The organism is Cupriavidus sp. UYPR2.512 (assembly GCF_000379565.1).
Lineage (GTDB): Bacteria > Pseudomonadota > Gammaproteobacteria > Burkholderiales > Burkholderiaceae > Cupriavidus.
Map to the genome: position 1 here is coordinate 1 of NZ_KB903178.1, position 22963 is coordinate 22963.

Annotated in this window: 21 protein-coding genes and 2 pseudogenes; 12 read left to right on the forward strand and 11 right to left on the reverse strand. The window is 67.6% G+C overall.

Features of this window, described 5'->3' with window-relative positions; genetic code table 11:
* The 3 genes from A3A5_RS45185 to A3A5_RS0132025 all read left to right on the forward strand — a co-directional run.
* On the forward strand, positions 1 to 367 hold a 367-nt coding region (locus A3A5_RS45185; protein ID WP_232431294.1), incomplete at its 5' end, for a hypothetical protein.
* Positions 368 to 443: 76 nt separating this feature from the next.
* Positions 444 to 2039, forward strand: coding sequence for an exonuclease domain-containing protein (locus A3A5_RS0132020; protein ID WP_026201340.1), 1596 nt, complete (start codon positions 444 to 446; stop codon positions 2037 to 2039).
* Between the two features lie 113 nt (positions 2040 to 2152).
* Positions 2153 to 2593 carry a hypothetical protein gene (locus tag A3A5_RS0132025; RefSeq protein ID WP_018314533.1) on the forward strand — a complete coding sequence of 147 codons (441 nt, stop codon included), beginning with the start codon at positions 2153 to 2155 and terminating at the stop codon, positions 2591 to 2593.
* Positions 2594 to 2622: 29 nt separating this feature from the next.
* On the opposite strand, the gene A3A5_RS0132030 is transcribed toward A3A5_RS0132025, so the two are convergent.
* From A3A5_RS0132030 to A3A5_RS0132040, 3 genes are read right to left on the reverse strand one after another with little or no spacing between them, the layout of a single operon-like run.
* Complete coding sequence (locus A3A5_RS0132030; RefSeq protein ID WP_018314534.1) at positions 2623 to 2829, reverse strand: hypothetical protein; 207 nt, start codon at positions 2827 to 2829, stop codon at positions 2623 to 2625.
* Positions 2810 to 3784, reverse strand: coding sequence for a pyridoxamine 5'-phosphate oxidase family protein (locus tag A3A5_RS0132035; RefSeq protein ID WP_018314535.1), 975 nt, complete (start codon positions 3782 to 3784; stop codon positions 2810 to 2812). The genes A3A5_RS0132030 and A3A5_RS0132035 overlap by 20 nt, the downstream gene beginning before the upstream one ends.
* Positions 3785 to 3837: 53 nt before the next feature.
* Positions 3838 to 4479 (reverse strand): glutathione S-transferase family protein, encoded by a 642-nt coding sequence (locus A3A5_RS0132040; protein WP_018314536.1) that lies wholly within the window; start codon positions 4477 to 4479, stop codon positions 3838 to 3840.
* A gap of 98 nt (positions 4480 to 4577) precedes the next feature.
* Here A3A5_RS0132040 and A3A5_RS0132045 point away from each other — a divergent pair, with 98 nt between their 5' ends.
* The 4 genes and pseudogenes from A3A5_RS0132045 to A3A5_RS0132055 all read left to right on the forward strand — a co-directional run bounded on the left by A3A5_RS0132045 (position 4578) and on the right by A3A5_RS0132055 (position 7403).
* Positions 4578 to 5480 carry a LysR family transcriptional regulator gene (locus A3A5_RS0132045; protein ID WP_018314537.1) on the forward strand — a complete coding sequence of 301 codons (903 nt, stop codon included), beginning with the start codon at positions 4578 to 4580 and terminating at the stop codon, positions 5478 to 5480.
* A 93-nt stretch (positions 5481 to 5573) separates the two neighbouring features.
* A pseudogene (locus tag A3A5_RS45190) lies at positions 5574 to 5718 on the forward strand (VIT1/CCC1 transporter family protein); the annotation flags it as partial.
* A 129-nt stretch (positions 5719 to 5847) separates the two neighbouring features.
* Positions 5848 to 6534: a TetR/AcrR family transcriptional regulator gene (locus A3A5_RS0132050; protein WP_018314538.1), complete on the forward strand. Its 687-nt coding sequence runs from the start codon at positions 5848 to 5850 to the stop codon at positions 6532 to 6534.
* 194 nt (positions 6535 to 6728) lie between these two features.
* Positions 6729 to 7403 carry a histidine phosphatase family protein gene (locus A3A5_RS0132055; RefSeq protein ID WP_018314539.1) on the forward strand — a complete coding sequence of 225 codons (675 nt, stop codon included), beginning with the start codon at positions 6729 to 6731 and terminating at the stop codon, positions 7401 to 7403.
* Between the two features lie 195 nt (positions 7404 to 7598).
* On the opposite strand, the gene A3A5_RS0132060 is transcribed toward A3A5_RS0132055, so the two are convergent.
* From A3A5_RS0132060 to A3A5_RS0132070, 3 genes are all read right to left on the reverse strand, one after another.
* Positions 7599 to 8774: an acetyl-CoA C-acetyltransferase gene (locus A3A5_RS0132060; RefSeq protein ID WP_018314540.1), complete on the reverse strand. Its 1176-nt coding sequence runs from the start codon at positions 8772 to 8774 to the stop codon at positions 7599 to 7601.
* A gap of 146 nt (positions 8775 to 8920) precedes the next feature.
* Positions 8921 to 9391 carry a PaaI family thioesterase gene (locus A3A5_RS0132065; protein ID WP_018314541.1) on the reverse strand — a complete coding sequence of 157 codons (471 nt, stop codon included), beginning with the start codon at positions 9389 to 9391 and terminating at the stop codon, positions 8921 to 8923.
* Between the two features lie 4 nt (positions 9392 to 9395).
* Complete coding sequence (locus A3A5_RS0132070; RefSeq protein ID WP_018314542.1) at positions 9396 to 10367, reverse strand: nitronate monooxygenase family protein; 972 nt, start codon at positions 10365 to 10367, stop codon at positions 9396 to 9398.
* 217 nt (positions 10368 to 10584) lie between these two features.
* On the opposite strand from A3A5_RS0132070, the gene A3A5_RS0132075 reads away from it, so the two are divergent.
* Positions 10585 to 11460 (forward strand): crotonase/enoyl-CoA hydratase family protein, encoded by an 876-nt coding sequence (locus tag A3A5_RS0132075; protein WP_018314543.1) that lies wholly within the window; start codon positions 10585 to 10587, stop codon positions 11458 to 11460.
* A 46-nt stretch (positions 11461 to 11506) separates the two neighbouring features.
* Positions 11507 to 12178 (forward strand): nitroreductase, encoded by a 672-nt coding sequence (locus tag A3A5_RS0132080; RefSeq protein WP_018314544.1) that lies wholly within the window; start codon positions 11507 to 11509, stop codon positions 12176 to 12178.
* Between the two features lie 38 nt (positions 12179 to 12216).
* On the opposite strand, the gene A3A5_RS0132085 is transcribed toward A3A5_RS0132080, so the two are convergent.
* Both A3A5_RS0132085 and A3A5_RS0132090 read right to left on the reverse strand, forming a co-directional pair.
* The gene (locus A3A5_RS0132085) at positions 12217 to 14979 is read right to left on the reverse strand and encodes a LuxR C-terminal-related transcriptional regulator (RefSeq protein WP_018314545.1); all 2763 of its coding nucleotides are present in this window, start codon (positions 14977 to 14979) and stop codon (positions 12217 to 12219) included.
* A 156-nt stretch (positions 14980 to 15135) separates the two neighbouring features.
* Positions 15136 to 16683, reverse strand: coding sequence for an AMP-binding protein (locus A3A5_RS0132090; RefSeq protein WP_018314546.1), 1548 nt, complete (start codon positions 16681 to 16683; stop codon positions 15136 to 15138).
* Positions 16684 to 16938: 255 nt separating this feature from the next.
* Between A3A5_RS0132090 and A3A5_RS0132095 the strand changes: the two genes are divergently transcribed.
* Positions 16939 to 18090: an acyl-CoA dehydrogenase family protein gene (locus tag A3A5_RS0132095; protein ID WP_026201341.1), complete on the forward strand. Its 1152-nt coding sequence runs from the start codon at positions 16939 to 16941 to the stop codon at positions 18088 to 18090.
* Between the two features lie 45 nt (positions 18091 to 18135).
* Complete coding sequence (locus A3A5_RS0132100) at positions 18136 to 19371, forward strand: acyl-CoA dehydrogenase family protein (RefSeq protein ID WP_018314548.1); 1236 nt, start codon at positions 18136 to 18138, stop codon at positions 19369 to 19371.
* Between the two features lie 164 nt (positions 19372 to 19535).
* Here A3A5_RS0132100 and bcsS read toward each other — a convergent pair whose 3' ends face one another.
* From bcsS to A3A5_RS45200, 3 genes are read right to left on the reverse strand one after another with little or no spacing between them, the layout of a single operon-like run.
* Positions 19536 to 20252 (reverse strand): cellulose biosynthesis protein BcsS, encoded by a 717-nt coding sequence (bcsS, locus tag A3A5_RS0132105; protein ID WP_026201342.1) that lies wholly within the window; start codon positions 20250 to 20252, stop codon positions 19536 to 19538.
* 14 nt (positions 20253 to 20266) lie between these two features.
* Positions 20267 to 21604, reverse strand: a complete 1338-nt coding sequence (locus A3A5_RS45195) for a PilZ domain-containing protein (RefSeq protein ID WP_232431504.1) — start codon at positions 21602 to 21604, stop codon at positions 20267 to 20269.
* Positions 21495 to 22412 (reverse strand): glycosyltransferase, encoded by a 918-nt coding sequence (locus tag A3A5_RS45200; protein WP_232431505.1) that lies wholly within the window; start codon positions 22410 to 22412, stop codon positions 21495 to 21497. The genes A3A5_RS45195 and A3A5_RS45200 overlap by 110 nt, the downstream gene beginning before the upstream one ends.
* A 359-nt stretch (positions 22413 to 22771) precedes the next feature.
* Here A3A5_RS45200 and A3A5_RS42390 point away from each other — a divergent pair.
* Positions 22772 to 22963, forward strand: a pseudogene (locus tag A3A5_RS42390) (IS5/IS1182 family transposase); the annotation flags it as partial.

A 22963-nucleotide genomic window follows, 5' to 3' on the forward strand; every position in this document is an offset into this window, starting at 1 on the left:
GCTCACTCTCAGAAAACTGACTGACCAGATCCGAAGACCCAGTCACGTTTTGCTGTGCGAGCACTGTATAACTTGTGAAGCCACACTGTCCGAAGACAGTGGCGTCCGCTACCCAGCGCCCACACTTATCGGTTGTTTGGTTGTTAAAGAACTTCGCTGCCGGCTTTGCCGTTCAGCGCTGCTGCGTTGTCTGCAGCAGAGAAACGAGATTATGCAGAGCTTTCTTCGTTTCGTCAACCGTTTCAGCAACTTTTTTCGCTGCGGCCGGCGCGCCAACTTCGCTGCGCCGACCTACCCGGTCGACCCCGCAACCCTTGCCGCGCCTGCTTTGCAGCGCTGCGTTGTGTTGCGAGGGGGCGAATATTAAGTGACCGCAGCGGGGTTGGCAAGGGGTTTTTGAAAACTTCTTCGTGCCGCCATCAGCGCCCCCTTAAAATCGGCAGATGCCTGACATGCCTACCTACCTGCCGTCGCGCCTGCCAGCGGACGGGGCGCGCCTGCTGGACGCCCAAGCTCTCGCCGCGGCGCTGTCGCGCCCTATTGTCTTTGTCGACCTGGAGACAACCGGCGCGGACGCCCAGCGCGACCGCATTACCGAGATCGGCGTGGTCGAAGTCGGCCCGGACGGCATTATTGAATGGGACACTCTGCTCGACCCGGGCATGTCGATCCCGCCGTTCATCCAGCGCATGACCGGCATTACTGAAGAGATGGTGCGCGGCCAGCCGACCTTCGAGTCACTGGCGGAATCGCTTGCCGAGCGCCTGCAAGGCCGCTTGTTCGTGGCGCACAACGCGCGCTTCGACTATGGCTTCCTGAAGAACGCCTTCCGGCGTGCCGGCGTGACCTTCCGGGCCGACGTGCTGTGTACGGTAAGGCTGTCGCGCTCGTTGTTCCCTTCCGTGGAACGCCACGGCCTGGACGCGCTGATTGCACGCTTTGGCCTGACGCCCAAGGGCCGCCACCGCGCGCTGGCCGATGCCGAGCTGCTGTGGCAGTTCTGGCAGAAGATCCATGCCACGTATTCCGTCGACCTGGTGGAATCGGCCGTGCGCACGCTGGTGCGGCGGGCCAGCCTGCCGGCCGGCCTGGACGAAACCGCGCTGGAAGACGTGCCGGCGGCGCCGGGTGTCTATATCTTCTATGGCGACCAGGACGTGCCACTCTATGTCGGCAAGAGCGTGCACCTGCGGCAACGGATCGGCGCCCATTTCTCCGGCGACTACCGGTACGGCAAGGACATGCGGCTGGCCCGGCTGGTACGCCGCGTGGCATGGCGCGAGACCGGCGGCGAGACCGGCGCGCTGCTGCTGGAAGCCCGGCTGGTCAAGGCGATGCAGCCGGTGCACAACCAGCTGCTGCGCCGCAATGCCCGGCTCTATGCCTGGGAACTGCCGCAGCAGTTGCCGGTGCCACGGCTGCGCTCGGATCGCGATACGGATTTCTGCCGGCATCGCGACCTGTTCGGCGTGTTCGGCAGCCGCGGCGCGGCCGAGGCTCGCTTGCGCGCACTGGCGCAGGAACACGGCCTGTGCCTGGCCACGCTGTCGCTGGAGAAAACCACACGCCGTGGCAGCCCCTGCTTTGCGCGCCAGGTCCATCGCTGCGCGGGTGCCTGCGTTGGCGCCGAGCCGTCGGGCGCGCACCGCGCCCGGCTGGCCGCCGCGCTGGCGCCGATCGCGCTGATGCCCTGGCCCTTCGACGGCCCGGCCGCCTGGCGCGAGCAGCACGACGGACGCGCCTGGTGGCATGTCGCCGACGACTGGTGCTACCTGGGCTGCGCAGCCACGCTGGAAGAAGCGCAGGCGCTGGCGGCAGCACCAGCGCATTTCGACCTCGATACGTACCAGATCCTCGCGCCGCGGCTGGCGCAATGGATGCCACAGGCGGTGCCGCTGTCCGTGCACAGGCCGTTCACGCTGACCGCGCCCGAGGCCCCCGCCGAAGCACCACGCCCGGCACGCATCCCGGCCGGGCAGACTGGCCGCAAGGCACCGTCGGCTGCCGCACAGCAACCCCTGGGCTTGTTCGCCGACTGAAGCCGGCCATGCACTGTGCGTCATCGCGCAGAGCGCGCTTGCAGCGAGGCACGCGGCTCCGTTAGCCTGCACAGGCCGGCCCTTGCAGCCGGCTGCGCCGATGCGGAGCCTACATGCCAGCCAACCCAGTTTCTCCTGCCGAAACGGCCCGCGGCGCCGCCGGCATGCGTGCAAACCTGGCCGTCTTGTGGGCGGCTGCCATCACCGGTGCCTGCGCCGGCCTGGAGGCCAGTGCCATGCAGGACGTCTTCGATTCCTGGAAAAACGTCCCCGTCGATGAGGCGAAGCGCCAGTGGGGCCCGCCGCAAACAGTGCAGGCCCTGCCCTCCGGCACGGCCTATGTCTGGAACGATTCGGTTGCGCCCGCGCGCGCCCCGGGCAGCGGCCCGCGCGATGCCGGCATGGAGCGCACGCCGGTGCCGGGCCAATGCCAGCGCAAGCTGGTGACCGGCCATGACGGCATCGTGATCGGCGGCGAGTGGCGCGGCGATGCCTGCTGCATCACCACGCTCATCGGCCACTGCGCCAGCCTGAAATATCGGGGGCGCAGCTGAGCCGCGGCGCCCGCCGGTGCCAGCCCGGCTTAGTCGATACTGGCGCCCGACGCCTTCACTGCCTGCCCCCAGCGCTTCTGCTCGGCCGTGATCGTGGCGGCAAATGCCTCCGGCGACTGCCAGGCGGGCCCGGCACCCTGCAGCTCGAGCTTCGCCTTGGTGCCGGGCTCGGCCAGCACCGTGCGCAAGGCACCGGACAGGCGCGCGACCACCGGCTCAGCGCGCCGGCCACGCACCTGTGTCCGCCAGCACTGGCGAATATTCCCGAAATCCGAAGCGCAGCGGCAGCACGGCCGGCCGCCGCATCACACGCTCGACGTGCAGCCGCACCAGCCGTTCGGCGCCGGTGAACGAGGCCAGTTCCTCGCCATCCCAGATCACCTCGGCGCGCCCGCCGACATGCAGCAGCGAGCCATCGGCAAAATCCGGCACCAGAATCCCGGCACGCGGATTGGCCAGCAGGTTGCCGACGGTGTTGAAGAAGTTGTTGCCGTTGAAGTCCGGGAACGTCAGCGTGCCGGCCCCATCGACGCGGACAAAGCCAGGCTTGCCGCCGCGGTGCGAGACATCGGCGCCCCCGGTGTGCTCGCCCTCGTCCTGCGGTAATGCGGCGTGGCTGGTGGCGATAAACAGGGTATCGGCGCCGCGCAGCCAAGCCACCGCCTGCTCGTCCAGCGCGTCACCGTGCCAGGCGGGCGGCGCGGGCGCCGGCTCGGCAAGGCTCACGTCGCGCAACTGGATATAGCGCGGGCAGTTGCCAAAGCTCTGCTCGACCTCGACCGTCATCCCGCCCTCGTCGCGCGCCACGATGATCCCGTTCATGCGGTTGCGCCGGCGCGTAGGCAGCTCGATCCCGAGCAGGCCGATGCGCACGCCCTGCGCCAGGGCCGGGGCCGCCGGGTCGCCGGGCAGCGGCACGGCGTCGATGCGCAGGTGCGTGGCGTCAGGCGTATGCGCAAACCCCGGCGTCCCGGCCAGCATCGTGGCCCAGGGCTGTCCGTCGGCATCGACGGCGCCAACCAGCAGGAACGGCAGCTGCGCAAAGAACGTGCGGTGCTGCTCCGGCATCTCGCCACGAATCACCCGTGGGCCGGACACGGCCATGCGTTCGCGCTTGCCGGCGCGCTCCTGAGCGGCCAGTTCGCCGGCGTGGAATGGCAGGCCGGCGTGCGGCCATGTGGGCAGATCCATGACGGGCTCCTTATCCTTGTCCGATCGATTGGCGATACGCGTGCCGGCAGGCGCTACGCCGCCAGGCCGACTTTCGACACCAGCATCGGCACGAAGCCGGGCAAGGCTTCGATGCGGCGCAGCCAGGCGCTCAGCGCGGGGTACGGCGCCAGCGGCACGTTGCCTTCCTCGGCGCGGGCGATATAGCTGTAGGCGGCCACGTCGGCAATGGTGGCGTGGTCGGCCGCCAGGAACGGCTGCCCGGCCAGCAGGGTTTCCATCAGCGTGAACAGCCGTTGCGCGCGGGCGATGGCATCGTCCATCGCCACCGGCCTGCCGAACAGCACGCCCAGGCGCGCCGCCGCCGGCCCGAAGGCAATGTCGCCGGCGGCCACCGACAGCCAGCGCTGCACGCGCGCCGCGCCCACCGGGTCGCGCGGCAGCCAGCGGCCATCGTCATAGCGCATGGCCAGGTAGACCAGGATGGCATTGGAATCGCCGACGACCACGCCGTCGTCATCCAGCACCGGCACCTGGCCGAACGGATTCAGGCGCAGGAAGGCCTCGCTGCGCTGCTCGCCGCCACGCAGGTCGACGTCCACGAGCCGGCAGGGCAAGCCCAGCAGCCCCAGGAACAGCTCTGCGCGATGGGCGTGGCCAGACACCGGCGAGCGGTACAGCACCAGCGGCTTGGCGGGGCGGTTGGTCTCTTGCATGGCAGACTCCTCAACGGTTGGGATAGCCGGATTCTGGGCGCCGAACCCACTGCAATAAATAGGGCCATTGATATTTGACTACTCCAAAAAATGGAGTAATGTTTGGCGCCATGGACAAGCTACGCGCAATGCAGACCTTTGTGCGGATCGTCGACGAGGGCAGCCTGACGGCAGCCGCCACGACGCTCCATACCTCGTTGCCGGCGGTGGTGCGCACGCTGGCGGCACTGGAATCCGAATTGCAGGTCCGGCTGCTCAACCGCACCACGCGGCGGCTGTCGCTGACCGGCGAGGGGCGCAGCTACCTGGACAGCTGCCGGCGCATCCTGGCCACCATCGACGAGGTCGAGGCCGGCCTGAGCGCCAGCCATGTCGAACCCAGCGGCCAGCTCACGCTGACCGCGTCGGTGCTGTTCGGGCAGATGTATGTGGCGCCGGCGGTCACGCGTTTCGTGCAGCGCTACCCGCGCGTGCGCTGCCGCATGGAATTCACCGACCGCGTGGTGAACCTGCTTGAAGAAGACCTGGACGTGGGCGTGCGCATCGGCCCGCTGGCTGATTCCACGCTGGTCGCGCAGACCGTCGGCCGCATCCGCCGCGTGGTGGTAGCCACGCCCGCCTACCTGCGCAAGCACGGCGTGCCGCGCCATCCCGAGGAACTGGCCAGCGCCAACTGCGTGCGCTTCACCGGCAACCACGCGCACTGGTGGACCTTCCAGGAAGACGGCCGGGCGTTCCACGTGCAGGTCTGCGGCAACCTGGAATTCAACCAGACCGCGCCCGCCGTGGCTGCCTGTGCCGAAGGCGCGGGCTTCGGCCACTTCCTGTCGTACCAGGTCGCGCAACTGGTCGAAGCACGCAAACTGCGCATCGTGCTGGAGGATTTCGAGCAACCGGCATGGCCACTGTCGCTGATTTATCCCCATGCACGGCTGTTGCCGGCACGCACGCGCGCGTTTATCGAATGGATGCGGGATGACCTGGGCCCGCGCTTCAACTGACCACGTTCCATCGCAAAAGAGACCATGCCCCTGACGAGCGCCCCCACTCCAACCGGCTTCGGCACCCGCGTGCGGCGCCTGCTCCATCGCCCGAGCGGCAACGCCTTGCGTGCAGCCGTGCTCGGCGTCAACGACGGGCTGGTGTCCAGCTTCTGCCTGGTGATGGGCCTGGAGGGCCTCGCGCGAGGCCGTCATTCTGGCCGGGCTGGCGGGCCTGGCGGCGGGCGCTTGCGGCGTGCGCCGCACCGCCACCTGCGCGCAGCCCACCCACCCCCACGCCGGGCCACCACCCGACAAAACCCTTGACGGGTCGCGGCACGCACCGGTATTTTCAAATTCGAATCCGAATTCGAATACGGAAATGCCTATGTCAGCGACCCAATCCGGCTTCACCGCCAACGCCTCTTTTCCCCGTATCGATACGCCCTCGATCCTGCAGCCGCCGCGCCAGCGCCGTGCCCGCGAGACCGAACAAGCCTTGCTGGGCGCGGGCCGCGAACTGCTTGCCTCGCGTGACTTTGCCGCCGTTTCCGTGGCGCAGATCGCTGCGGCGTGCCAGGTGTCGGTGGGTGCCTTCTATGGGCGCTTCCGCGACAAGATGGCCTATTTCGAGGCGTTGCGCGCGCTGGTCATGGAAGAAACCGCCGCGTCGACCGACCGCTACCTCGCGCAGGAGCGCTGGGAGGACGTGCCGACACCGGTGCTGCTGGAAAAGGCCACGCGCTTCATGGTGCTCGGCACCCTGGCCAACCGCGGCGTGATCCGGGCGTCGCTGCGGCATGCGTCCACGCGGCCCGAGGAATGGGTGCCCCACCGCCAGAGCGGCGAAGCCATCGTAGAGCGCATGGTGCAGCTACTGGTGCCGCGGCTGGCGATGCCTGCCGACACCGCCGAGCTGCGCGTGCGCTTTGCCATGCAGGCGGTGTTCAGCGTGCTGGTCAATGCCGTGCTCAATGATTCCGGACCACTGCACCTCGACGACGAACAGCTGATCCCGGAACTCAACCGCCTGATGGCAGGCTACCTCGGCGTCACCTGCGCAGAGCCGGCCTGAGCACACCAGCGGCCCACCCACCCGCGATAATGCAGCCAGGCCATGGCTGCCATGAATTGCGCACCGCTTGCTTGGCGCGCGCGCCGGCCCTCCCTAGAATGTGCCCACGCCGGGCCTTGTGCCCGGCCCCCGGCCTGCCGCAAGCGGCGCGCCGGGCGCAGCCCTATCCGACTCAACGTTCACCGGGACCGCTCATGGCCACGCTTTTCCTCGTCCGGCACGGACAAGCCTCGTTCGGCGCCGCCAACTACGATTGCCTGTCGCCGACCGGCCGCCAGCAGGCGCGCTGGCTGGGCGAGTATTTCCAGGAGCGCGGCGTCAGCTTCAGCCGCGTGGTAGCCGGCACGCTGGTGCGCCAGCAGGACACCGCCAGCGAGATCCTGGCCGGCATGGGTCAGCCGCAGGCAGCGATCGTCTCGCACCCGGGCCTGAACGAATACGACGGCGAAGCGCTGTACCGTTGCCACACCGGCGGCGCCGACCACCGCGCACACCAGAACAGCGACTACAACGATTACTGGCGCACCTTCCGTGCGGCCTACGCCGCGTGGTCCCAGGACGGGCTGGCCGCCATGCCCGAGAGCTGGGCCGATTTCGGCGCCCGCATTGCCGGCGCCCTGGCGCACGCGAGCGAAGGCACGACGCGCGAGGATGCCATCCTGGTAGTGAGCTCCGGTGGCGCCATCGGCCGCGCCACGGCCGACCTGCTTGGCGCACCCGCACAGGCCGCCATCGAGATGAACCTGCAATTCCGCAACACGGCGTTCTGCGAATTCATCGTCGGCCGCGGCGTGCAGCGGCTGCTGAGCTTCAACAACGTACCGCACCTGGAACGCGCCGACCGGCGCAGCGCAGTGACCTTTGCGTGAGCAGCAGCGCGCCCGCGCTGCAACCAGAGTGAACTGCAACAACAAGTAAGGCCGCAATATCGCGGCCCTTTTGTTCCGGCTGCTGGCGCGGGCACTCTGACATGCCCGCGCCGCCGGTCCTTCTCCCTTTACTACCTCTTGCTGCAGCCATCCTTGCGCGGCACGCCTGCGCGGCACGCCCCGGCTTCTACAGCTTTACAGACGCTCGACGATGGTCACGTTGGCCAGCCCGCCGCCTTCGCACATCGTCTGCAGGCCGTAGCGCTTGCCGTGCGTATGCAGCGCATGCACCAGCGTGGTCATCAGCTCGGCGCCCGAGCCGCCCAGCGGATGGCCCAGCGCGATCGCGCCGCCATGCACGTTCAGGCGCTCCGGATCGGCGCCGGTGGCCTTCAGCCAGGCCAGCGGCACCGGGGCAAAGGCTTCGTTGACTTCGAACAGGTCGATATCGCTGATGCGCAGGCCCGCTTTCTTCAGCGCGACTTCCGTGGCCGGCAGCGGCGCTTCCAGCATCACGACCGGATCATGGCCGATCACCGTCATGGTGTGCACGCGCGCCAGCGGCTTGACGCCGAGCTTCTTCAGGCCGGCCTCGTTGACCACCATCAGGCCGGCGGCGCCGTCGCAGATCTGGCTGGCGGAAGCGGCCGTCACGCGGCCGCCTTCGGCGATCAGCTTGACGCTGCCAATGCTTTCCAGCGTGGCGTCATAGCGGATGCCTTCGTCAGTGGTGTGCATTTCGCCGTTGGCACCGTCGGCCGTGCGCACTTCCACCGGCAGGATTTCAGCAGTGAAGCGGCCCGCCTTGGTGGCGGCGATGGCGCGCTGGTGGCTCTGCAGTGCGTAGGCATCCAGCTGCTCGCGCGACAGGTCATACTTGCGCGCAATCATCTCGGCGCCGGTGAACTGGCTGAACTGCACACCAGGGTAGCGCGCCTCGATGCCGGGGCTCTTGGGCACGCCGAAACCGTTCTTGGCCGGCAGCTGCGACGACAGGCCCATCGGCACGCGCGTCATGCTTTCCACGCCGGCGGCGATGACGATGTCCATCGCGCCCGACATCACTGCCTGCGCGGCAAAGTGCAGGGCCTGCTGCGACGAACCGCACTGGCGGTCCACCGAGGTGCCGGGCACGCTTTCAGGCAGGCGCGAAGCCAGGATGGCATTGCGCGCCACGTTGCCGGCCTGCTCGCCGACCTGGCTCACGCAACCCATGATGACGTCTTCGACCAGCGCCGGGTCGGCGCCGGTGCGTTCCACCAGTGCGTCCAGCACCTGTGCGGCCAGGTCGGCCGGATGCCAGCCCGACAGCTTGCCGCCCTTGCGGCCACCGGCGGTACGGACCGCCGCGACGATATATGCCTCTGCCATGTGATCTCCTTGGTTCGGTGCAGGCTGCCGGGGCAGCCATGGTGTTGTCCGGGGTGCCGGCATCTGGCGCCGGCAGTGTCGCTTTGCATTGTTGCGCTGCGGGTAGCGGCAAGCGTCGTCGGAAGCGACGATGTTTGCCGCACGCCTCAGGTGCGCGGCGCAAGCACCGCAAAGATCGCGGTCGCGCGCAGCAGGCAGCGCTCGCCGCTGACCAGCCGGCAGGTGCCGTAGCGCAGGCGCGAGCCGAGCTTGTCGAACTCCACACGGGCCTCGACCCAGTCGCCCAGCCGCGCGGAATCCAGGTAGTCCAGGCTCAGGTTGACGGTCACCGCGCTCTTGGCGCGGCCGGTTTCCAGCGACATCATCATGCCGATGGCGGTATCGGCCAGTGTCGCCAGCATGCCGCCGTGCGGGATGCCCAGGTTGTTCAGGTGGCTCTCGTCGATCCGCACCGCCAGCGTGCGGCGCTGCGCATGCAGGTAGAGTTGGCCGAAACCTGCCATGTAGCCGCTCATCCGGCGCAGCGGGACGAAGCCCTCCGGCACGTCCCCGCCGGCAGCTTCGCCCGGCGCGGCAATGGCCTGGGTCATCGCCGCCTCGATTTCAGCCTCGGCCATGGCGTCAGGCAAAGCAGCGCGAGGCGACGCTCAGGTGCTCGCGGCAATCCGCCACCATGCGCGTGATCAGCTCTTCGCAGCTGGGCACGTCGTCGATCAGGCCCACGCACTGGCCGGCGCTGATGATGCCGCCGTCGGTCTCGCCCGCCTTGAGCGCCGCCTTGCCGCGCACGCCGGCGACCAGGTGCTTGACGTCCTCGAACTGCGCGCCGCCCGGGCGGCGCTCAATGCTCACCACCTCGTCCGACACGGCGTTCTTGAGCACGCGCGCGGTGTTGTGCAGCGTGCGGAAGATCAGGTTGGTATCGCGCTCGCTGGCCTGCACCAGCGCCTTCTTGACGTTGTCGTGGATCGGCGCCTCGCGCGTGGCGCAGAAGCGTGTGCCCATGTTGACGCCCTCGGCGCCCAGCACCAGTGCCGCCGCCATGCCGCGTCCGTCGGCGATGCCGCCGGAGGCGATCACCGGGATCGACAGCTTGCGCACCGCCTGCGGGATCAGCACCATGCCGGGCACGTCGTCCTCGCCGGGGTGGCCGGCACACTCGAAGCCGTCGATCGACACCGCGTCCACGCCCAGGCGCTCGGCCGACAGCGCATGGCGCACCGCCACGCACTTGTGGATCACCTTGATGCCGGCGGCCTTGGCCCGCGCGATATGTTCCTTAGGGTTGTTGCCGGCGGTTTCCAGCACCTTGACGCCGCTCTCGATGATGACGTCGAGGTAGCGCGCATACGGCGGCGGGTTGATCGACGGCAGCAGGGTCAGGTTCACGCCGAACGGCTTGTCGGTCATCTCGCGGCAGCGGCGGATCTCTTCGGCCAGTGCCTCGGGCGTGGGTTGTGTCAGCGCCGTGAGGATGCCCAGCCCGCCGGCATTGGAAACGGCGGAGGCCATCTCGGCGTAGCCAACCCATTGCATGCCACCCTGGATGATCGGGTAGCGGATGCCAAGCAGTTCGGTGATTCGTGTCTTCATGGTTGTCCCTTAGCTGTCTGTGCCGGCAGGCGCACGGTAGTGCCGGGCCCTGCCGCTTGATCGGGGCCAGTCTACGGCCAGGTGCCGATTCCAAGCCTCGTCGGAAGCGACGATTGCGGGCGGCGCATTCTGCACTAGTGTTGACCGAGCCCCCGTGCCGGCGCCCCGCCCCGGCATCATTCCCCCCTTATTCGCAGCAATCCCGGCAGGAGCCCACATGACGCAAGCCACGCCTTCGTTCGAAACCCTGCGCTACGCCGTTGAAGACGGTGTCGCCACCATCACCCTGCACCGCCCGGACCAGCTCAATGCATTCACCGCGCAGATGATGCATGAGCTGATCGCCGCGTTCGACGCCACCGATGCCGACGACAACGTGCGCGCCGTGATCGTCACCGGCTCGGGCCGGGCCTTCTGCGCCGGCGCCGACCTGTCCGGCGGCGGCGCCACCTTCGACTTCGAGAAGCGCTATGGCGCCAGCCCCGATACCGCGCACCGCGACGGCGGCGGGCGCGTGTCGCTGCGCATCTTCCGCAGCCTCAAGCCGGTGATCGCCGCGGTCAACGGCGCCGCGGTCGGCGTGGGCGTGACCATGCAGCTGCCGATGGATATCCGGCTGGCATCGACCGACGCCAAGTTCGGCTTTGTCTTTGCGCGCCGGGGCATCACGCCCGAAGCGGCGTCGTCGTGGTTCCTGTCACGCGTGGTCGGCATCTCGACCGCGCTGGAATGGTGCTACACCGGCCGCGTGTTTTCCGCCCAGGAAGCGCATGAGCGCGGCCTGGTGCGCTCGCTGCACGCGCCCGAGGACCTGCTGCCTGCCGCCCGGGCCATTGCCCGCGAGATCGCCGCCAATGCCGCGCCGGTCTCGGTGGCGATCTCGCGCCAGCTGATCTGGCGCATGGCCGGCGCCAGCCACCCGATGGAAGCGCACAAGCTCGACAGCCGCGCGATCCAGTCGCGCGGGCGCTCCGCCGACGTCAAGGAAGGGGTCAGCGCCTTCCTGGAAAAGCGCCCCGCGGCCTTCCCGGAAACGGTGTCGCAAGACATGCCGGACTTCTTCGACTGGACCAGCGAGCCGCCATTCATCTGAAGCGCGCCCCCGTCAACCATCGGCCATCCGTCATCCCGGAGTTCGCATGAAAGTCAGCCAAGCCGTCGCCAGCCGCAAGTCCGTCCGCGGCTTCCTGCCCCGGGCCGTCGCGCCCGACACCATCCGGCGCGTGCTCGACACCGCCGCGCGCGCCCCCTCCGGGGGCAACCTGCAGCCCTGGCATATCCATGTCGTGGGCGGCGAGGCCCTGGAGGGGCTGCGCGCCGTCATGCGCGAGCGCATCGCCCAGGCGCCCGCAGGTGAAGCGCGCGAGTACGACGTCTACCCGCGCGAGCTGGTCTCGCCCTACCGCGACCGCCGCTTCCAGGTGGGCGAGGCGCTCTACCACTACCTCGGCATCCCGCGCGAGGACAAGGCACGGCGGCTGGCCCAGTTTGCCAACAACTTCACCTTCTTCGGTGCGCCGCTGGCGCTGTTCTGCACCGTGGACCGCCGCATGGGCCCGCCGCAATGGTCGGACCTGGGCATGTACCTCCAGACGGTGATGCTGCTGCTGCGCGAAGAAGGGCTGGACAGCTGCGCGCAGGAATGCTGGGCGATGTACCCGCAGACCATCGGCAAGTTCCTGTCGCTGCCGGCCGAACGGATGCTGTTCACCGGCATGGCGGTCGGCTACGAAGACCCCGAGGCGCCCGCCAACCAGCTGCGCGCCGTGCGCGCGCCGCTGGACGAATTCACGGAGTTCATGGGCATCTGAGCCGCAACCGCGCGCGCAGGCCGGCCTGCGGCGCGGCCTCAGAGCAGCCCGAGCTGGCGCGCGATGGCCACGGCCTGGGTGCGGTTGCTGGCGTGCAGCTTGGCGCTGATATTGCGCAGGTGCGTGCGCACCGTGGTTTCGGACACGAACAGCCGCTCGGCCATGGCCACATTGGAATAGCCCTCGGCCAGCAGCTGCAGCACCTTCTGCTCCTTGGGCGTCAGCGGCTCCACCAGCGCCGCCGGTGCGGGCCGGCCCGCACTGGCGGCCGGCTCGCCCCCGGCCTGGCCGCAAGCCTGCAGCAGCTTTTGCACGTAGGGGGCAGGCAGGCTGGCCGACTGGCGCGCACAGGCGTCGGCCACCAGCCGGCGCACGTCTTCGCCCTCGTCGGCAAAAATGCGGACAAAGCCTTCGGCCGCGCCAAAACGCAGCGCCTCGCCCATCACCACCAGCGCGTGCGCGCCGTCACCAGTGCGCTGGCACGCCTGCGCCAGCAGGATGCGCAGCTTGAGCGCGCGGCGCATCAGCTGGTTGCCGGCAGCCGCAGCCAGCTCGCGCTCGATGGCCTCGCGCACCGGCGTGCCCGGGCGCGCATGCAGGTCCAGCCGCAGCCGGCCAAGGGTGATGTCCTCGACATCGCTGGCAAAGGAGCTGACCCCGGGCCGCGTGCGCCACAGCGCCGGATCGGCGGCGCGCTCGATCGCCTCCTGCGCCGCGTGGACATTGCCCTGGCGCAGTGCCAGCCGTGCGCGCTCCAGCATTGCCGCCATCACCAGCCGCGTCAGCCCGCGGTGGTGTCCCAGCGCTTCCAGTTGCGCCAGCCATTCATGCGCCTGGTCGGCTTCGCCGCGCTCGAAGGCAATGCGGGCCAGCACCGTGTGCCCGGTGATGATCTGGTCAGGCAGCCCGAGGTCGCGCGACAGCGGCAGGTAGACGTTGAGCAAGCGGCCGGCGCGATCGGAGTCCCCGCTCTCGTACAGGCCTTCGGCCAGCAGGATGCCGGCCATGGCGTTGCCGTTGGTGGGCCCGAAGCGGTTCGGCAGCATCGTGCTGGCGGCGATGCGAAACCGTGCCAGCGCCTGCTGCAGCCGCCCCTGGCGCAGGTCGATCAGCCCTTCGACCGACTCCGAGAAGATCTTGTTGAAATTGCTGTCCGAGCCGCGCACCGCGTGCCGCGCCACCTGCAGCAGCCGGCGCGCCTCGGGGTAGTCGCCGGCCACCGCAGCCAGTCGCGCCATCGAGGTGGCCAGGATCGCATCGGGAAAGGCGTAGCCCATCGGCAACGGCGGCAGCTCATTGCGGGCGAAGGCGCGCGCATCGTCGAAGCGGTCCATCATGTTCAGCAGCATGTGGCGCAGCGCGCGGATATGCGCCAGCAGGTCGCCGGCCGCGCCCTCGGTAGGGATCTGCTGCAGCAGGGCGATGGCTTCGGCCGGGCCGCGCGTGAACGACACCGCCCAGACGCGCGCGATCTGCAGCTTGGGCCAGCGTGCCAGTTCCTCGGCCGGCACCGCCTCCAGCCAGCGCGTCAGCAGGCGCATGCGGCCCTGCGCCAGCAGGTCGTCCGCGGCGCCGTCCAGCAACTGCAGCGCGTGCGCCAGCGCACCGGCCGCGAACGCATGCTCGATGGCGGGCACCGGACGCCCCTGCGACTCATACCAGCGCGATGCCGACAGGTGCAGCAGCGGCACGGCGTCAGGCATGGCCTGCATTAGCTGGCCGCGCAGGAAGCCGGAAAAGAGGCTGTGATAGCGGTACCACTGCTCCGATGCCGCACCGGAGCCACGCTCGCCATAGCGCTCGCTCTCCAGCGGCAGCAGGAACAGGTTGGCGCGCTCCAGCCAGGCCAGGATTTCGTCGCTGCTGCCAGCGGTCGCGGCGTCGCACACGGCGTCGCACAGCGGCCCGCACAACTGGTCCAGGATCGAGGTGCGCAGCAGGAAGTCGCGCACCGCGTCGGGCAGGTGCAGGAATACGTCTTCGACCAGGTAGTCGGCAATCGCCGCGTTGGAGCCGGAGAAGCCGGCGATAAAGCCCTCTGGCTGGCTGCGCCGCTCCAGCGCCACCGACGCCAGCCACAATGCAGTGGCCCAGCCCTCGGTGCGCCGGTGCAGCACGCTGATGGCCGCCTGCTCCAGCTTCAGCCCGCGCGCCTGGCGCAGGAAGGATGCGGTTTCGTCGGCGGAAAAGCGCAGCTGCGCGGGTTCGATCTCAAGCAGTTCGCCGCGCGCGCGCAGGCGGCCCAGGCCGGATTCCGGCACCCAGCGGGTGCCGATCACCACGCGGCAGCCGGGCGGCAGGCTTTCCACCAGTTGCCAGACCAGTCCGGTCACGGCGGCGTTCTGGATCGCTTCGAAATCATCAAGGAACAGCGTGAAGTCGCCGCTATGGCTGGCCAGGCGGTCGATCAGGGCGAGCGCCTGCTCGCCGGGATCCTGCGCCAGCGCCCCGTGCGCGGACCGGCCAGGCCCGCCGCCGCCCATGCCCTGCGCAATGGCTGCCTCGACCGAACCCAGGAAGCGCGAGGCATCATTGTCCGACCGGTCCAGCGTCAGCCAGGCGGTGCGCCCGCCCGCGGCCTCCAGCCGCGCGCGGCACTGGAGCATGGCCGTGGTCTTGCCGAAGCCCGCCGGTGCGCGCACCAGCACAAGCTTGACGAAGCCGGCCGCGCACACGGTCTCGCAGATCGCCGCGCGCTCGACCTGGAACGGGGTCAGCAGCGGCGGACGCAGTTTGGCCGCCAGCGATGCGGCGCCGGCCGGTGGCGGCACGCGCCGTCCGGTCTCCTCGATACTTGCCATTGGCTGTTGTCGTCTCCCGCGCATCGCTGCCGTTGCAGGCCGCGCGATGCGCCCGCCCGCGCTGCGGATGCAGCCGGGCGGCCGTGGCTGTGATGTGACAGAGGATTATGACGTAAACTGCTGCACTCGCGAAAATGCGGGCAACGGCATGCGGCCCTACACCAGCTTGTTGGCGTGGCCGGCCCAGTAGCGGTCGCGCAGCAACCGCTTGAGCAGCTTGCCGGTCGGCAGGCGCGGCAACTCCGTCTCGAAGTCGACCGAGCGCGGGCACTTGATGGCCGACAGGTTGGCGCGGCAGAACGCAATCAGCTCCGCGGCCAGCTCGGGCCCTGCCAGGCCCATGTCGGCGGGCTGCACCACGGCCTTGACCTCTTCGCCGAAGTCCTCGTTGGGCACGCCGATCACGGCCACGTCCATTACCTTGGGATGCGTCATCAGCAGGTTCTCGGCCTCCTGCGGGTAGATGTTGACGCCGCCGGAGATGATCATGTTGGCCTTGCGGTCGGTCAGGTACAGGTAGCCGTCCGCATCCACGTAGCCGACATCGCCGATGGTGCTCCAGTCCGGCTGCTGCGGGTGGCGCGACTCCGCGGTCTTGGCATCGTCATTGTGGTATGCAAAGGCGCGGCCCTCGGCAAAGTAAATGGTGCCCGATTCGCCCGGCGGCAGCAGCGCGCCGTCCGGCCCGCAGATGCGCAGCTTGCCGACCATGGCCCGGCCCACCGTGCCCTTGCGCTCCAGCCACTCCGGCGTGCTGACCACGGTCACGCCATTGCCCTCCGTCCCGGCGTAGTACTCCCAGATCACCGGTCCCCACCACGCGATCATGGCTTCCTTGACCTGCACCGGGCACGGCGCGGCCGCGTGGATCGCCACGCGCAGCGACGACACGTCACAGGCCTGCCGCTGCGCCTCGGGCAGCTTGAGCATGCGCGAGAACATCGTGGGCACCAGCTGCGTATGCGTGATGCGGTGCTGCTGCACCAGCTGCAGGTAGTGCCCGGCATCGAAATGCTCCATCACCACCGCGGTCCCGCCCAACGCCTGCACGGTCATGTTGTAGCGCAGCGGCGCCGCGTGGTATAGCGGCGCGGGCGACAGGTAGCGCGTCTCGGCATCGAAGCCATAGAGCCGCTGGCACAGGCTGGTCAGGGTCGTGGGAGCTTCGATATTCGCGCTCGACGGCGGCGCATACACCCCCTTCGGCCGGCCCGTGGTGCCGGACGAATACAGCATGTCGCCGCCGGTCACTTCGCCATCGATGCGCGTTGCCGGGCAGCGCGCCAGCGCGGTTTCGTACGCGTCATAGCCCGGCACGGTGCCGTCCAGCATCAACCTGCCGCGCAGCGCCGGCGTCTGCCCGGCCAAAGCTGCCGCGACCTCGGCCTGCGCGTGCGTGGTGACCAGCAGCTTGGCGCCGCTGTCATTGATGATGTAGGCGGCATCGGCCACGTTCAGCCGCGTGCTCAGGCAGATATAGACAATGCCGCTGCGCTGCGCGCCCCAGCACAGTTCGAACAGGCGCGGATGATTCTCGACCATGAACGCGACGCGGTCACCGGGCTGCAGTCCCTGGCCGCGGAACAGGTGGGCGACCTGGTTCGAGCGTTCATCCAGTTCGCGGTAGGTGACGACTGCGCCGCTGCTGCCCATGATGACGGCTGGTTTGTCGGGCGTGCGCTGCGCGTGGATGTGCGGATGCATGGCGTTGAACTCCTCGACGGGTGTCGGTGTATTGGCGGATGCTGATCCCGCATTCTGGGAATGTCGGCGGGTTCAACAATCGTCGGAAGCGACGAAGCAGCAGTGCCGCCGCTTTGCCGCAGTGCCGCAAAAATCGGGCCGCGGACGCGCCGGGCAGCTTCGTCCGATGCGACGATGCGCCACCGGACGGCCTGGCAGGATGATGCCCGCCAGACGACCGCAATCACGCCTCACCCCCATTCCGAAGGAGCCAAGGTGGATTTCCAGTTCAGCGAAGAACAGTCGATGCTGCGCGACACGCTCGCGCGTTACCTGGCCGACCACTATGATTTCGAAGCCCGCCGCGCTGCCGTCCAGTCAGCCGCGGGCTGGCGCCCGGACTGCTGGCGCGCCTTCGCCCGCGAGCTCGGCATTCTCGGCGCGGCCTACCCCGAGACGCTGGGTGGCCTTGGCGGCGGCGCGGCCGAGCACATGATCGTAATGGAGCAACTGGGCCGCCACCTGGTGCTGGAGCCATACCTGGGCACCGTGGTGCTGGGCGGCGGCGCGCTCATGCACGGCAGCCCCGAGCTGGCCGCGCAGTGGGTGCCGGCCATCATCGGCGGCGAAGCCACCGCCGCCTGGGCCCATGCCGAACCCGCCGGCCGCTACTGCCGCCACGACGTGCAAGCCAGCGCCACGCGCCAGGGCAACGGCTACAAGCTGAGCGGGCACAAGCAGGCCGTGGCCGGCGCGCCGTTCGCCACCCATCTGGTCGTCAGCGCCCGCACGTCCGGCGCGCGCCGTGACCGGGACGGCATCAGCCTGTTCTGGATAGCGCGCGACACGCCCGGCGTGACGCTGCGCGAGTATCCGACCTTCGACGGCCAGCGCGCCGCCGAAGTGCTGCTCGACAACGTGCAGGTGCCGGCCAGCCAGCGTATCGGCGCGCAAGGCGAGGCCTTTACCCTGATCGAACAACTTTGCGACGAGGCCATGGTCGCGCTCTCTGCCGAAGCCAATGGTGCCATGGCGCGCATGCTGGCCGACACCATCGACTATGCGCGCCAGCGCAAGCAGTTCGGCGTGCCGATCGGCACCTTCCAGGTGCTGCAGCACCGCATGGCCGACATGTACATGCAGCTGGAGCAATCCGTGGCGCTGACCCAGGTGGCGGCGATGCATGCGGCCAGCGCACCACAGGTGCGCGCGCAGGCCGCATGCGCGGCCAAGATCCAGGCCGGCCAGGCCGGTGCCTTTGTCGGCCAGGCGGCGGTGCAGATCCACGGCGGCATGGGCGTCACGGAAGAGCTGGCGGTGGGCCACTACTTCAAGCGCGTCACCGCGATCGACCTGCAGCTGGGCTCCGCCGAGCACCACCTGCACCGCTACGCCGACCTGCTCTACCCCGCCCAGGCCGCGGCCTGAAGCCAGCATCCCCGAACCCAGACGATTACCCAGCGAGGCCCGTCGATGAATCTCGATTTCTCCCCGCAAGATCAGCAGTTCCGCGAAGACGTGCGCGCCTGGATCGCCCAGGCCTATGACGCCGACCTGCGCGCGATGATGGCGCAGTCCAAGAACGGCTACCTCGACAAGGCCGCGCAGCTGCGCTGGCAGAAGGCGCTGCACGCGCGCGGCTGGGCCGCTCCGAACTGGCCCAGGGAATATGGCGGTCCGGGCTGGACCTCGACCGAGCGCTTTATCTTCCAGTCGGAACTGGCCGCCGCCGGCTGCCCGCCAGTGTCGCCGATGGGCCTGAAGATGGTGGCGCCGGTGATCATGAAGTACGGCACGCCCGAACAGAAGCAGCGCTTCCTGCCGCCGATCCTGAGCTCGGACGTGTGGTGGTGCCAGGGCTATTCCGAACCCAACTCCGGCTCCGACCTGGCCTCGCTGCAGATGCGCGCCGATCATGGCACCGACAGCGGCGGCGAGCACTACATCCTGAACGGCTCCAAAATCTGGACCACGCACGCGCAGTGGGCCGACTGGATGTTCTGTCTGGTGCGCACCAGCCGCGAATCGAAGCGCCAGGAAGGCATCTCGTTCCTGCTGCTGGACATGCATACGCCAGGCATCACGGTATCGGCGCTGCCGACGCTGGACGGCCCTCCGCCCGGCCAGCAGGAAGTGAACCAGGTCTTCTTCGAGAATGTGCGCGTGCCAGTGGCAAACCGCATCGGCGAAGAAGGCAAGGGCTGGACCTACGCCAAGTACCTGCTGGAGTTCGAGCGCGGCGGCACCTACAGCCCGATGCTGCGCAAGCAGTTGTCGCAGATCGCGGAGATCGCCGCCGGGCAGCCCGCCGACGACGGCGGCCGCCTGCTCGACGATCCCCTGTTCCGCCGCAAGCTGGCGGCACTCCATCTGCGCGCTGCGGCACTCGAGGCGGTTGAATTGCGGGTGTTCTCGGGCGTGGAATCGGGCACTTCGATCGGCGCGGCGTCGAGCATGCTCAAGCTCACCGGCACCGAGACCCTGCAGGCAGCCAGCGAACTGGCGATGGAAGCCGCGGGCCCGGCTGCGTTGCCGTTCGTGCAGGACACCTGGGCTGCATTGCAGGGGCGCGAGGCCGCTGCGCGCGTGGGGCCGGACTATGCCGCCGTGCTGGCGCCGCGGTATTTCAACTATCGCAAGGCGTCGATATACGGGGGATCCAACGAGATTCAGCGCAATATCATCGCCAAGCTTGTGCTGGGACTTTAGAACCCGTTTCAGGATGAAAAAGGGGGACGCCCCTTTTTCATTCCGAAACCGGATTCTTAGGCGGCGGGAATTGCGCCTTCGCCAGCGCGCCGGCCCTCGGCATCAGTGGTAGTCCAGATGCAGCCGCCAGACACCCGCCACAGGCAGCAGCGCAGCGGTCAACGTCAAAACGCCTTGGATAGCTCCAGCCCGCCATAGAAAGAACGTGACTGGCCTGCAGTCTTCTTGGCACCGCCAAAGAAACCAAGATTCAATGCCTTACCAAGGGAAATGCCGGTCAGCACCAGCCCACCCTGCGTGGCGTGGTAAAACGGGTCGCCATGCTTGATGATCTCGACGCCGGCCCAGGCATCGCCAAAGACCTTATAGAGCAAGCGCCCGCGCGCCCAGTAAGCCTTAGGCCCGAAATTGTAGCTCGCAATGCCGTTGACGGCCCATTGCCTGGCGAATTCCTGCTGGCCCAGCACCGTGAGCGCCAGCCCCCACTCCCCCCCATCGGAGCGGTTGTCCGCGCCTTCCGGAGAAACGCGGTTGTAGCGATAACGCGCTCCGACCGACGCCTCCGCCCACCCGCTTTCCCAGCCCTTCTGCACGCCAATCGCCGCCTCGGCGGACTGTCCGTTGACTGACACGGTGGTGCCGTTCGAGCCGTATTTATAGTGGTAGTCGCTGATCACAAGCTTCTGTGTCAGGAATGACACCGGCAGAAAATTGCCACTGACACCGGCGTACTCACTACGCTCGCCACCGCCCGCAAGGCTGGCGCCACCAAACAGGAACGGCCCCGCCGCTGCCGGCGTCGAGGCCAGCAAGGATGAACCGCCCAGGAGAGCAACCGCAAAGATACGACGAGCTGCACCATAGCGGGTGTACCGCGTCATGTTCATTCCCTGTGTTAGGCCGCGCCATGCAGCGCAATGTTGTACAGGTGGAAGTCGCCAGTCGGCGTGACAAGCCTTCCGGTGGGTGTAAGACGGATCATCTGGTCGGCAGCGTTGCCTCCATGGTCCGTCGTGGTCTGGCGCAATGTAGCGCCAGAATTCAGGTCTAGCTCAATGCTGCTGAACAGCAGCGGTGCAGCACCGTCGATGGTAGCAATGGCGACCGGCAACATACCAACGCGCAAAGGCTGCATTAATAATCCGGCGGCCCAACTCTGCCCGATAGACGCCTTGCCCTTGTCCCGATGCAGTATTTCCGCCAGCCGTGTGAGCGGCGGTGTCTCGGTCTCGCGCAGGGTCCCCATCTCGAGCTGGAGCCTGCTGCCAAACAAGAACGTTTCCAAAGCACCGGTATTGCCGTACGCCGCCCAGTTGAAATGCAGGCCCACTGACATGCCTTTGGCTGAACCTGGACGCGATGGCTTAACGGATGTTGTCGTCGCGGTATCGCGCACGATCAAGTTGGGGAGGTGGACCGCCACGCCAACCACGTCACCCAGCGTCAGCTTCGGTATCGCTTCGCCTGTATAAAGCGCGCCGTTCGGCGACAGATCCGAGGTCAGCCCCAGGTAGGTCCTGTCGTGAACCGTGAGCATGACCGGCACGTGCAGCGGAAAACGATATTCGACGCGGCGGTTGCGCGAGTGCTTGTACGCGTACGCGGCCACGATCATGGCCGACCCCAGCGTCATCAGCGTCCAGAACAGCGTCACCATGCCTGCCCCTAACGGGATGGTGCCGGCGTAAATCCGGTACACGCCCACCGGCACGCTCGCGGCAGCCACGCCCCCGACGGCAAGCAGCGGCGAGAGCCAGAGCCACATCTTTCCCGTCTGCGACATCTGCTTGTCCGTCACGGCGAACGGGATACTTTTGCGGAACAGTCCGACGCTGGTCGTCATGAAGGCGAAGAACCTTGCCATCGCGTACTGCTCGCTCAGGAACAGCGAGTTATAGCCGCGTCCGAGCTCCAGATGCACCAGTATTGAAAGCAGGTAATACTGGCAGAACAGTATCAGGAAGGTGTTCAGCGGCGACACGATCGGCAGCACGCCAAACAGGAATACCGCGGGCGGCGTCAGGAAGAAGACCAGCTTCTGCCAGCCTTCCAGGAAGAACAGGGCCGACGCCAGATAGTTCAACCGCTGGCCCAAGGTCAGTCCGCGGCAGAACAGGATGTTCTCACGCCGGAATACCTGCATGGACCCCATGCCCCAGCGCATGCGCTGCTTCAGGTAGGTATCGATGCTGTGCGGTGCCAGGCCGAACGCCAGCGACTCGGCGTGGTACACCAGACTGGTAGCCAAGCTTGTGCAGCCGGATGGCGGTGTGCACGTCCTCAGTCACCGTTTCGGTGGCGAAGCCCCCGATCCGCGCTACCGCGGCCCGGCGGATGACCGCGCAACTGCCACAGAAGAACGCTGCATTCAGGGCGTCCTTGCCGCGCTGGATGATCTTGAAGAACAGCGCCTGTTCGTCCCAGACCCGCTTCTTGCCCAACCGGTGGTTGAACGAGTCGATGTTGAAGAAGTCCTGCGGCGTTTGCACGAAGGCGACGCCTGCATCCTTGAAATACCCAAGCGTCTTCACCAGGAAATCCTTGCGTGGCGCGTGGTCGGCGTCGAAGATCGCGATGAATTCGCCTGTGCTGTGCTGTAGCGCGTTATTGAGATTACCGGCCTTGGCATGCGCGTTGTTGTCGCGGGCGAGATAGCGGCAACCGAGTTCCTCGGCCAATGTGCGCATCGACTCGCGGTGCCCGTCGTCGAGCAGCCAGGTGACATGCGGATAGTCCATGCGCATGGCTGCCAACAAGGTCCGGCGTATCAGTTCGACCGACTCGTTATAGGTCGGCACGTAGACGTCGACGCTCAGGCCCGGCTCCGGCGGCGGCGCTTCGCGCACCGACAACTGGTATGTCATCAAAACAAAGAGCAGGCCGCTCACGTAGCCGTAAAGTTCGGCGGCGTAGAGTGGGATGGAGAAGAGCGGGGCCGACATATTGATGCTTCCCACGCGCCATCCCATATACACCAGGCCCGATATCACGTACACGACAACGAGGCACTTGATATAGCGCTTCGGCTGCTCAGTCTTCATATTGCCGTTCCGTGCTGAAGTTGAGCTCCCGGCAGGTCATGGCCACTGCACGAGAATGCGGGCGGTCAAGCAGCGGTTGACCGCCACTGGACGAACTTCCTTGACCCAGGCCGGCGCATCCGGAAATGGTTGTCTGTCGGCTCAGGCAATCACGCGGGTCGCGCTGCACGCTCAAACCGCAGCACAATCTGCATCATAGGTGATTTGCCCCTTGGTGTGAGTGGCCAAGTTACCGCTTTGGAGCGGTAGTATTAATTCGGCATCGCCTGCTTGTGGAGGATTTAGGGCAATGCTGATCAAGTCCTCCGATTCGTGAGAAGGCGCGTTATTTGAAGAATCACGAGCGCGAAGAGATGAACATGAAGCAGATGACGTTGGCAGCGGGTGCAGATCAATGTGCAGGTTTCGAGCAACACCGCAAGCCAACGCGACGTGAGGAGTTTCTGGCGACGATGGAGCGGATCGTACCGTGGGCGGCATTGTGCGCCGTGATTGAGCCGTACTATCCGAAGGCAGGCAATGGCCGGCGGCCCATTGGTCTGGAGCGGATG

Bases quoted from the DNA above. Each gene is read 5' to 3' on its own strand.
- A3A5_RS0132035 (WP_018314535.1), bottom strand. From the start codon at position 3,784: ATGGATCTGCCCACATGGCCGCACGCCGGCCTGCCATTCCACGCCGGC.
- A3A5_RS0132090 (WP_018314546.1), bottom strand. From the start codon at position 16,683: ATGCATCCGCACATCCACGCGCAGCGCACGCCCGACAAACCAGCCGTC.
- A3A5_RS0132085 (WP_018314545.1), bottom strand. From the start codon at position 14,979: ATGGCAAGTATCGAGGAGACCGGACGGCGCGTGCCGCCACCGGCCGGC.
- A3A5_RS0132020 (WP_026201340.1), top strand. From the start codon at position 444: ATGCCTGACATGCCTACCTACCTGCCGTCGCGCCTGCCAGCGGACGGG.
- bcsS (WP_026201342.1), bottom strand. From the start codon at position 20,252: ATGACGCGGTACACCCGCTATGGTGCAGCTCGTCGTATCTTTGCGGTT.
- A3A5_RS0132080 (WP_018314544.1), top strand. From the start codon at position 11,507: ATGAAAGTCAGCCAAGCCGTCGCCAGCCGCAAGTCCGTCCGCGGCTTC.
- A3A5_RS0132065 (WP_018314541.1), bottom strand. From the start codon at position 9,391: ATGGCCGAGGCTGAAATCGAGGCGGCGATGACCCAGGCCATTGCCGCG.
- A3A5_RS0132100 (WP_018314548.1), top strand. From the start codon at position 18,136: ATGAATCTCGATTTCTCCCCGCAAGATCAGCAGTTCCGCGAAGACGTG.
- A3A5_RS0132070 (WP_018314542.1), bottom strand. From the start codon at position 10,367: ATGAAGACACGAATCACCGAACTGCTTGGCATCCGCTACCCGATCATC.
- A3A5_RS0132025 (WP_018314533.1), top strand. From the start codon at position 2,153: ATGCCAGCCAACCCAGTTTCTCCTGCCGAAACGGCCCGCGGCGCCGCC.
- A3A5_RS45200 (WP_232431505.1), bottom strand. From the start codon at position 22,412: ATGAAGACTGAGCAGCCGAAGCGCTATATCAAGTGCCTCGTTGTCGTG.
- A3A5_RS0132060 (WP_018314540.1), bottom strand. From the start codon at position 8,774: ATGGCAGAGGCATATATCGTCGCGGCGGTCCGTACCGCCGGTGGCCGC.
- A3A5_RS0132055 (WP_018314539.1), top strand. From the start codon at position 6,729: ATGGCCACGCTTTTCCTCGTCCGGCACGGACAAGCCTCGTTCGGCGCC.
- A3A5_RS0132075 (WP_018314543.1), top strand. From the start codon at position 10,585: ATGACGCAAGCCACGCCTTCGTTCGAAACCCTGCGCTACGCCGTTGAA.
- A3A5_RS0132050 (WP_018314538.1), top strand. From the start codon at position 5,848: ATGTCAGCGACCCAATCCGGCTTCACCGCCAACGCCTCTTTTCCCCGT.
- A3A5_RS0132045 (WP_018314537.1), top strand. From the start codon at position 4,578: ATGTTTGGCGCCATGGACAAGCTACGCGCAATGCAGACCTTTGTGCGG.
- A3A5_RS0132040 (WP_018314536.1), bottom strand. From the start codon at position 4,479: ATGCAAGAGACCAACCGCCCCGCCAAGCCGCTGGTGCTGTACCGCTCG.